Annotated in this window: 9 protein-coding genes; 4 read left to right on the top strand and 5 right to left on the bottom strand. The window is 63.2% G+C overall.

The annotated features are described in order from the left end of the window. Positions 1 to 44: 44 nt before the first annotated feature. From AC5DC2_RS14010 to AC5DC2_RS14000, 3 genes are read left to right on the top strand one after another with little or no spacing between them, the layout of a single operon-like run. The gene (locus AC5DC2_RS14010; protein WP_491698914.1) at positions 45 to 1115 is read left to right on the top strand and encodes a carbohydrate ABC transporter permease; all 1071 of its coding nucleotides are present in this window, start codon (positions 45 to 47) and stop codon (positions 1113 to 1115) included. A gap of 3 nt (positions 1116 to 1118) precedes the next feature. Beyond that, on the top strand, positions 1119 to 2000 hold the full coding sequence (locus AC5DC2_RS14005; protein ID WP_024706959.1) for a carbohydrate ABC transporter permease: 882 nt from the start codon (positions 1119 to 1121) through the stop codon (positions 1998 to 2000). A gap of 14 nt (positions 2001 to 2014) precedes the next feature. After that, a complete protein-coding gene (locus AC5DC2_RS14000) occupies positions 2015 to 3088 on the top strand; it encodes an ABC transporter ATP-binding protein (RefSeq protein ID WP_491698913.1) in 1074 nt (357 codons plus the stop codon). Positions 3089 to 3130: 42 nt separating this feature from the next. On the opposite strand, the gene AC5DC2_RS13995 is transcribed toward AC5DC2_RS14000, so the two are convergent. From AC5DC2_RS13995 to AC5DC2_RS13985, 3 genes are read right to left on the bottom strand one after another with little or no spacing between them, the layout of a single operon-like run. Next, positions 3131 to 4195, bottom strand: a complete 1065-nt coding sequence (locus AC5DC2_RS13995) for a TRAP transporter substrate-binding protein (protein WP_491698912.1) — start codon at positions 4193 to 4195, stop codon at positions 3131 to 3133. Positions 4196 to 4230: 35 nt separating this feature from the next. Beyond that, entirely contained in the window at positions 4231 to 5520 is a 1290-nt protein-coding gene (locus AC5DC2_RS13990; RefSeq protein WP_024706956.1) for a TRAP transporter large permease, read from the bottom strand. Then, entirely contained in the window at positions 5520 to 6113 is a 594-nt protein-coding gene (locus AC5DC2_RS13985; protein ID WP_491698911.1) for a TRAP transporter small permease, read from the bottom strand. Before AC5DC2_RS13985 ends, AC5DC2_RS13990 begins: the two co-directional genes overlap by 1 nt. 405 nt (positions 6114 to 6518) lie before the next feature. Here AC5DC2_RS13985 and AC5DC2_RS13980 point away from each other — a divergent pair, with 405 nt between their 5' ends. Continuing rightward, positions 6519 to 7742, top strand: coding sequence for a sensor domain-containing phosphodiesterase (locus AC5DC2_RS13980; protein ID WP_491698910.1), 1224 nt, complete (start codon positions 6519 to 6521; stop codon positions 7740 to 7742). A gap of 97 nt (positions 7743 to 7839) precedes the next feature. Here the strand turns inward: AC5DC2_RS13980 and AC5DC2_RS13975 are convergent, their stop codons facing one another. Then, positions 7840 to 8427: an ABC transporter ATP-binding protein gene (locus AC5DC2_RS13975; RefSeq protein WP_491698909.1), complete on the bottom strand. Its 588-nt coding sequence runs from the start codon at positions 8425 to 8427 to the stop codon at positions 7840 to 7842. After that, positions 8420 to 9217, bottom strand: coding sequence for an ATP-binding cassette domain-containing protein (locus tag AC5DC2_RS13970; protein ID WP_491698908.1), 798 nt, complete (start codon positions 9215 to 9217; stop codon positions 8420 to 8422). Before AC5DC2_RS13970 ends, AC5DC2_RS13975 begins: the two co-directional genes overlap by 8 nt. Between the last annotated feature and the right edge of the window lie 31 nt (positions 9218 to 9248).

Below are 9248 nucleotides of genomic sequence, written 5' to 3'. Positions count from 1 at the left end.
AATGTTCGGGCCTGCCGCCACCCCCTCAATACGAGGACAGACACATGAGCCGGAAACTGACGGAGAACAATGGGGCAGGCTGGGCCTTCGCCGCGCCGTCGATCCTGCTCATCGGGCTCTTCATCATTCTGCCCTTCTTTCTCGCCATCGGCTTTTCGCTCACCGACCAGCGGCTGATCTCCCCCAATCCGATGCGCTATGTCGGCATGGAGAACTACCGCGACCTGCTCGGGCTCAACGTCATCAGCATCGAGCCCGAACGCGATGACGACGGCCAATTGCTGCGTGATGATGACGGGGCGCTGGAATATCCGCGCGTGCGCGCCTTCACCCGTTCCGACGACTATCCGCAATATCGCGGCATGCGCGAATGGTTCCGCATCCATGCGGGCCATACCGCCTATGTGGTGGTGGCGCGCGACGTCGTGTTCATGAAGGCGCTGACCAACACGCTGATCTTCGTCGCCGTCACGGCGCCGGTGCAGGCGGGGCTGGCGCTGGGGCTCGCGCTTCTGATCAACCAGCGATTACGCGGCGTCAATGTGTTCCGGGCCGTATTCTTCATGCCGGTCGTGGTCTCGATCGTGGTCGTGTCGCTGCTCTGGCGGTTCATCTATGACGGCAATGACGGGCTTCTGAACAGCCTGCTGTCCGGGCTCACCTTCGGCCTGTTCCAGCCGGTCGACTGGCTCGGCAATACCCATACCGCGCTCGGTTCGATCATCGCCATGTCGATCTGGCAGGCGGTCGGCTTCCACATGGTGATCTGGCTTGCCGGCCTTCAGACCATCCCGCCGACGCTTTACGAGGCCGCGGCGATCGAAGGCTCGTCGAAATGGCAGACCTTCCGCTATGTGACCTGGCCGGGGCTCAGAAACACCGCCGTCCTCGTGCTGGTCGTCATCACCATGCAATGCTTCGCCGTCTTCGCCCAGATCGACGTGATGACCAAGGGCGGGCCGCTCGATTCGACCCAGACGCTGGTCTACCAGGCGGTCGAGCGCGGCTATGGACGGCAGGATATCTCCGGCGGCTCGGCGATCTCGGTCGTGCTCTTCGTGCTGGTGCTCGCGATCTCTCTGGCGCAGCGCTATTTCACCCGGGAAAGGAACTGAGCGATGGCGGCGATTTCCGGCGACAATCACGGCCTCAGGCTCGTCACCCGCTACCTCGTGCTGGTTCTGGTGGCGCTCGTCTTCCTGCTGCCGCTTCTGTTCATGGTGATGTCGTCGCTCAAGCCCGATGCCCAACTCCTGCGCGACACCTCGTCGCTCAGGGCTTTCCTGCCCGTCGGCGACATCAGCCTGCAGAACTATGCCGATGCCTTCGAGCGCGCGCCGATCGGCCTGTTCGTCTTTAATTCGGTGATGATCACCACGCTCACCGTGCTGGCCTCGCTGTTCCTGTGCTCGCTCGGCGCCTTTTCCTTCACCTTCGTGCGCTGGCGCGGCAATGCGCTGGTGCTTTCCATCGTACTTGCCACGCTGATCATCCCGTTCGAGACGATCGCCATTCCGCTTCTGCTGTTCGTCTCGCGCCTGCCATGGGTCGGGGTGGACGGGCTCACATGGGGTTGGCTCAATACGTACCGGGTGCAGATCATCCCGTGGATCGCCGATGCGCTGACGGTCTTTCTGTTCGTGCAGTATTTCAAGGACCTGCCGCGCGAACTGATCGAAGCGGCGCGGGCGGAAGGGGCAAGCTGGTGGCAGATCTACCGCCGCGTGGTGATGCCGCTTTCGGGCCCGGTCATCGCCACCGCCGCCATCCTGAAGGCTCTGAAAATGTACAATGAACAATATCTCTGGCCGCTGATCGTGGTCCAGGACGAGGCGCACCGGCCGATCATGGTCGGGCTCGGCTATTTCTTCCAGCTCAACGTGCCCTGGGGCGAGGTGATGGCCTATCTCTCGATGATCACCGTGCCGGTCCTCGCCTTCTATCTGGTGCTGCAGCGCGCCTTCATCGCATCCATCGCATCCACCGGCGTCAAGGGCTGAGGGGAGAAACGCAAATGGCAGAACTGGCGCTCAGGGACGTCCGCAAATCCTTCGGCAAGGTCGAGGTTATCAAGGGCGTCGACCTTGAGATCAAGGACGGCGAATTCGTCGTCTTCGTCGGTCCCTCGGGGTGCGGAAAATCGACGCTTTTGAGGATGATCGCAGGCCTGGAGGACATTACCGACGGCACGCTCGAAATCGGCGGCAGGCGCGTCAACGACTTGCAGCCGAAGGAACGCGGCATCGCCATGGTGTTCCAGACATATGCGATCTTTCCGCATATGTCGGTGCGCGAGAATGTCGCCTTCGGGCTGACGATTGCCGGCGTCGGCAAGAAGGAAAAGGAAGAAGCCGTCCAGCGGGCGGCGCGCATCCTGCAGATGGAGCATCTGCTCGACCGCCGCCCCTCGCAGCTTTCCGGCGGCCAGCGTCAGCGCGTGGCGATCGGCAGGGCGATCGTGCGCAATCCGAGCGTCTTCCTCTTCGACGAACCGCTGTCGAACCTCGATGCGGCGCTTCGCATGGACATGCGCATGGAGATCGGCAAGCTGCACAACCAGCTCGGCGCGACGATGATCTATGTGACCCACGACCAGGTCGAAGCGATGACGCTCGCCGACCGCATCGTGGTGCTGAAGGACGGCGCGGTGCAGCAGGTCGGCAGCCCGATGGAACTCTACCACGAGCCCGCCAACCTTTTCGTCGCCGGCTTCATCGGCTCGCCCTCGATGAATTTCATGGATGTCGAGATTGTCGAGAGGGACGGCGATGCGATGACCGTGCAATCGGAGGCGCTCGACCCGGTCACGATTTCAGCGACCCGGTTTGACTTTTCCGAAACCTCAAAGGCCAGGCTGGGGCTCAGGCCGCAATATCTCGATGTGGTCGAGGACGGCACGGCGGGCGGGCTGCACGGCACGGTCTCGCTGGTCGAGCGCCTCGGCACGGAGACGGTGGTCAATGTCGAGCTCACGCGCGGCGGGCGCATCGTCGCAGCGCTTTCGGAGGACCGCCCGCTTGAAACCGGCAGCAAGATCACGCTCGTCTTCGAACCCGCCAGGGCCCATCTTTTTCCCGTGGAGGAATAAACGCCCCGGCCCGGGCGGCCGGGGCGCCGACTTCAGCAAAAATTAGTTGGCGATTTCCACCGCGCGCTGTTCGTTGACCGTGGCTTCCGCCTCGTCAACGGCCGCCGTGAAGCTGGCAAAGATATCCTCGCCGCCCGGCACCGAAGTCTTGAACCAGTCGAAGACCGGCTCCACGGCGGCCTTGAACTCCGCCTTTTCGGCATCGCTCGGCACGTAAATCTCGCCGCCCGCCTTCAGGAAGTCTTCATAGGCCGCGATTTCCTTGCGCTTGGGGCTGGCGAAGGTCGCCTGCTGCAGCGCGTAGAAAGCATCGGCAACGATCTTCTTCTGGTCGTCCGTCAGGCTCTGGAAGCGTTCATTCGACATCCACCAGAAGGCGGCCATGTAGGAATGGCGGTCGAGCGTGATGAATTTGAGCCCGGCATCGGTGAACTTCATGTTCATGATGTCGGTAATGCCGTTGGCCGTGCCCTGCACCACGCCGGTCTGCAGCGAGGTGAAGAGTTCCGGCCAGGCGATCGGCGTCGGAGATGCGCCGAGCGCGCGCACCAGTTCCTGCGGCAGTTCCGCCGGCACGGTGCGCAGCTTCATGCCCTTCATGTCGGCGGGCGTTTTGATCGTGTGCTCGGTATTGGCGAAATTGCGCCAGCCGCCGGTATTGCCGATCGTCATCAGGCGGATCGTGTCGCCGCTGTCGGCAAGCGCCAGATCGCGCAGTTCCATGGTGAAGGGGCCGGACAGCACCTCCTCGGCCACCCGGTCATCATTCATCAGATAAGGCAGGTCGAGAATCTGCAGATAGGGAAAAAGGCCCGCCGCGCCGCCCGAGGTCGACATATAGATGTCGATCGTGCCGTCGGCGATGCCCTGCAGGCATTCCTCGCCCGTGGCGCAGATCTGGGTGCCCATGAAAATCTCGACCGCGATCGCGCCGTTGGAGGCGTTCTCGATATGGTTCTTGAAGACGACGAGACCGTCATAATCCTCGTCATTCTCGTTGGAATTGGCCGTGGCGCGCAAGGTGATGTCGGCGGCCGCCGCAATCTGGCCCGCCGAGATGGCGAGAGCGCCCGCGACGAGCGCCGTCTTGATAAAGTCCTTGAGCATGTCAGTCCTCCCTTTGCTTTGATTATAGCGCATGTTTACTCCAGAAATCCGAACAGCCGCGGCAGGGTCAGGCTGATCGCGGGGATATAGGTGATCAGAAAGATGATCACGGCCTCGACGGCGAGAAACGGCAGCACGGCGCGCGCCACGGTCTCGACGCTCAGGCGCGCGACGGATGAGGTGACGAACAATACCAGCCCCATGGGCGGCGTCAGCAGGCCGACCGTCAGGTTGACCGCCATGATGATGGCGAAATGAACCGGATCAACGCCCATATCCAGGAAAATCGGCCCCAGGATCGGCCCCAATATGATGATCGCCGGACCGGCATCGAGAAACATGCCGACGACGAAAAGCAGGATATTGATCAGAAACAGCAGGATCAGCGGATTTTCCGTCAGGCCCAGCAGGATCGAGGCGAGAAGTTCCGGCGTGTGCGAAAGCGAGGCCACCGTCTTGAAGGCCATGGCAGCGCCGACCAGCAGCAGCACCACCGAGGCGGTCAGTCCGGAGCGCATCAGGATGCCCGGAACATCGCGCACATGAAGCGAACGCAGCACGAAAAAACCGATGAAGAAGGCATAGGCCACCGCGATCGCCGAAGCTTCCGTGGGCGTGAACACGCCGCCCAGAATGCCGCCCATGATGATGACCGGGGTAAGCAACGGCCAGAACGCCTTCAGGCTCGCCTCGCCGCGTGTCTTCCAGCCGGCCCTTTCCGTCGCGGCAGGCAGTCCCTCGCGGTCAGCCATCAGCCGGACGAGCACCATCAGCGACACGCCGATCAGGATGCCCGGCACGATGCCCGCCAGAAACAGCGCGGCAACGCTTTCGCCCATCACATAGGCGTAGATGATCATGATCCCGGACGGCGGGATGATCGGTCCGATGATCGAGGATGCGGCGGTGACGGCGGCGGCGAACCTGCGGCTGTAGCCCTGTTTTTCCATCGCCGGGATCATCATCGCGCCGAGCGCGGAAACATCGGCAACGGCCGAGCCCGAAAGGCCGGCAAACAGCATGGAGGAGAGGATGTTCACGTGGGCAAGGCCGGCGCGGAAATGGCCGATGACCGCCTGGGAGAACTCCACCAGCCGTTCGGTGATGCCGGCGCGGTTCATCAGTTCGCCCGCCAGCATGAAGAAGGGCACCGCCATCAACGGGAAGGAGTCCATGCCGTTATAGACATTGCGGTAGAGCAGAACGATATCGCGCTCCTGGCCATTGAACCACAGAAGCAGCGCGGGTGCCGCGATCAGGGCGAAGAACACCGGCAGGCCACAGAACAGGAACACCAGAAAAAGCGGCAAAAACAGGCTCAGCATCATTCGCTCTCCAGCCCGACGGCGTGGGCAAGCGGCTTCAGCCGATCGCCCGCGCCGAAAAGGTCTGCGAGAAGCCGCAGCAAGAGCTCGATGTTGACGGAAAACATCATGGTGACGCCGGTTGCGAGCGACGCCATCATGAACGAGCGCGGCACCTTCATCCATGCAGAGAGGTCGAGCGCGGTCGGGAGCATCAGCGATGGCATGGTGAAGCGTCCGCCAATGCCGGTCGCCTCGCTCCAGCCAATCGTGACGGCCCACCACAAAACCACGGCGGACACGAGCAGCAGGGCCAGATTGAGGAGCGCGGCCGGCCTGTCCGGCAGGAAGCGCCTGAGCGTGTCGATGCTGATGAAGCCGCCGTGCCGAAAGGCGGTCGGCGCCATCAGGCTGACCATCCACAGCATCAGGAAACGGGCGAGTTCCTCCGTCCAGGCAAGCGCGTCGTTCAGGACGTAACGGAAGAACACCTGCACCAGGATGACGACCACCATCAGGCCCATGAGGGCAGCGCCCGTCCACCGACCAAGCGCCAGCAGCGGACCGTTGACCCGCGAAAAGATTGAAACTGCGGCCAGCAGAAAAATCATCATTCACCCGTCACACGCCGTCTTCCAGGCCAGCGGCAGGACAGCAATGCGCCCTCGCCGACTGAAGAACCCAGGCGCCCTGTCTAGCCCAGCACAATCGTCTCCGCACGGATTTTTATGCAGAATTCGGCGATTGTGGCTTTATGCCGCCAATCCCGGCGGGTTTTCTCTCCGGGAGAACCTGCCCGTTCGGCGGGCGGCGACAGGCCGGATCACCACTGTTTTACCAGAGATGGTGCTGGACGAAGCTTCCGACGGGCCTATACTTGTCGCCAAACGGAACCGGTGCGCATGAGCGGACAAGGGATATTAACCCGCGTCCCCGGATACGGTTCGGCAACAACGAAGCCAGGGCGTGGTCTGCCGGGAGGAGACGCGGTCGCCACCCCAGCGAAAAGGCCAACCACGATGAGCCGCCTGCCCCTCAGACTCGAACTCGACGGCCCTTCCGCCAACGGAGATACCCTCGATCTCATTCTCGAAACCGTGCGCACCCATTTCGACATGCAGGTTGCCTATGTGTCGGAAATCGTCGACGGCAATTCCGTGTTTCGCGCCGTCAGCGCCCCGGGTTTCGAAGCGATTGCCTTCCCCGGCGCTGTTCTCAGCCTGCAGGAAGTCTATTGCCAGCACATTCTCGATGGACGCCTGCCGAGCGTGATGGCCGATACGGCGGACCATCCGCTGGCCGTATCCATGCCGATCACCGCGAACATTCCGATCGGCAGCCACCTGAGCGTTCCCGTCCACCGCGAGGACGGGTCGGTCTTCGGCATGTTCTGCTGTCTGCGCTCGACCCCCCATCCGACGCTCGGCGAGCGCGATCTGAAGATCATGGAAACCTTCGCCAACCTCGCCAGCCGGCAGATCAATGCCGGGCTGCGCCGACGAAGCGAAGCAGCCGCCGCTGCAAGCCGCATCGACAGCGCGCTCAAAGGCGACGCGCTGCGGATCGTGCTGCAACCGATCGTTTCGCTTGAAAGCGGCGCGCCGATCAAGTTCGAGGCGCTGTCGCGCTTTGCCGGAGAGCCGTACCGCCCGCCGAACGTCTGGTATGAGGAAGCAGGCGCAATCGGGCGTCGGGTCGAACTGGAATCGCTTTCGATCTCAAGGGCGCTCGCCCTTTTCAACGACCTTCCCCAGGACGTGACGATCGGCGTCAACGCCTCGCCGGAAACCATCGCGACCGGCGTGCTTTCCGACATCATCCGTGCCGCCGACCCGAGCCGGGTGGTGGTGGAAGTAACGGAACATGATATCGTCGAGGACCACGAGCGGCTGGGCTTCGAACTGGACCGGCTGAAAGCGCTCGGCGTCAGAACGGCGGTGGATGACGTCGGCGCCGGATTTTCCGGGCTCGTCGCTCTCCTCCGCATGAAGCCCGACATCCTGAAGCTCGACATCGAGCTGATCCGCGACATTGACGTGAACCCGGCCAAGCAGGCGCTCGTTGCAGGCATGGTCCATTTCGCCGAGCAGACCGGCGCCGCCACGATCGCGGAAGGCGTGGAAACGGAAGCGGAGCGGGCCATGCTGCTTCGGCTCAGGGTGCATCTCGGTCAGGGCTATCTCTTCGGCAGGCCGATGGAGGTCGCGGATGCCAGCGCCTGGCTTGCGGCAAAACGGAGTTAGATCCCGGTCGGGCCGAAAGGCGGCGCAAGGGGGCAGGAAAGCCGCGGAACATGAAGATAGCCGCGGCCGGCGCCGGCCACGGGTTGGCGGCCGGCCGTCAGATGGTGACGACGCGTTCTGCAATCCGGCCGAGAAGCGGCATGTCATGGCTGATGACGAGGACGCCAAGACGACGGCTTTCGGCCTGTTCGAGCAAGACGGACCATATCTGTGCCTGGGTCAGGGGATCGAGCTGCGCGGAAATCTCGTCGGCGATCAGATAGCGGGTTTGCGGGGCAAAGGCGCGCAAAAGGGCGACGCGCTGCAGCTCGCCGCCCGAAATCTCGTGGGGATAGCGATCAAGCCATGAGCGCGAAACACCGAACGCTCGCCGCAGCGCCGCATCGGGCTGCCAGGCCTCCGCGAGAACCTTGCCGACCGTCCACCGCGGGTTGACGGCGAAGACCGGCGACTGATGCAGATACTGGACCGGGTTGAAGCCCCGCGGGTGCCCGGCGCCATCGACGAGAACCTGACCCGATGCCGGGCGGTAATGGCCGGCCAGGATACGGCCAAGCGTCGATTTCCCCCCTCCGGACGGACCCGTCAGGCCAACGACCTCGCCCGGACGAAGGGCGAGACCGATCCCGTCCAGGACCGGCGACCGCGCGCGATAACGAAAATGGATATTCCTCGCCTCAAGCATCGTCGCCCACCCGAAAGTCGTTTTGCGGCAGCGCCTGCCAGAGGGCGCGCGCATAACCGGTACGCAGAAGCCTTCCGTTGCCTTCAAAAGCGTCGGCGCGCTCCTCGCCTTCCACCATGCCGTTACGGACAAGACAGACGCTGTCGGCATAGGCAAGCGCGGCCGACAGCGAATGCGTGATCAGCAGTACGCCCTTTCCGTTTTCGGCCAGGTCTTTGAGCTTCGAAAGAACACGCGCGGCGTTGTCGTCATCAAGACCGCTGGTCGGCTCGTCGGCGACAATCAGGTCCGGGTCGCCAACCGTTGCGATGGCCATCAGCATGCGCCGCGCCATGCCGCCGGAAAGCTGATGGGGAAAGGCGCGCGCCGCATCCGCGCCGAGCCCGAATTGCGCCAGCACCGTCATAAGCGCGTCATCCTTTACGTCAAGCCCGGCGCGGCGCGCCGCCCAGCGCAGCTGCTGAAAGCAGCGCGCCAGGGGATCGAGATGGCTGACGGATTGCGGAACCAGTGCCATGCGCCGCCCGAGCAGCGCCGGCCGGCTGCCATCATCAACACGCTGCCCGTCAAAATGGATAGCGCCCCTGACCTGTGCGTTGGGCGGCAAAATGCCGAACAGCGCATGGGCAATGAGGCTCTTGCCGCCGCCGGAAGCGCCGATCAGCGCGACCACCTCGCCGCGCTTCACCGAAAAGCCGATATGGCTGAGAACCGGCATTTCGCGGACCTTCAGCAGTCCGCAATAGCGGCGGAATGACACGTCGACGTCGTTGAAGGAAAGCAGGGTCACGTCTGGGCCGTCCGGGGATCGAGAACAAGAC

The sequence above is a fragment of the Martelella sp. genome, assembly GCF_984369615.1.
The sequence above is the reverse complement of the archived record's forward strand: the minus strand, read 5'-3'. Positions and strand labels throughout refer to the sequence as shown.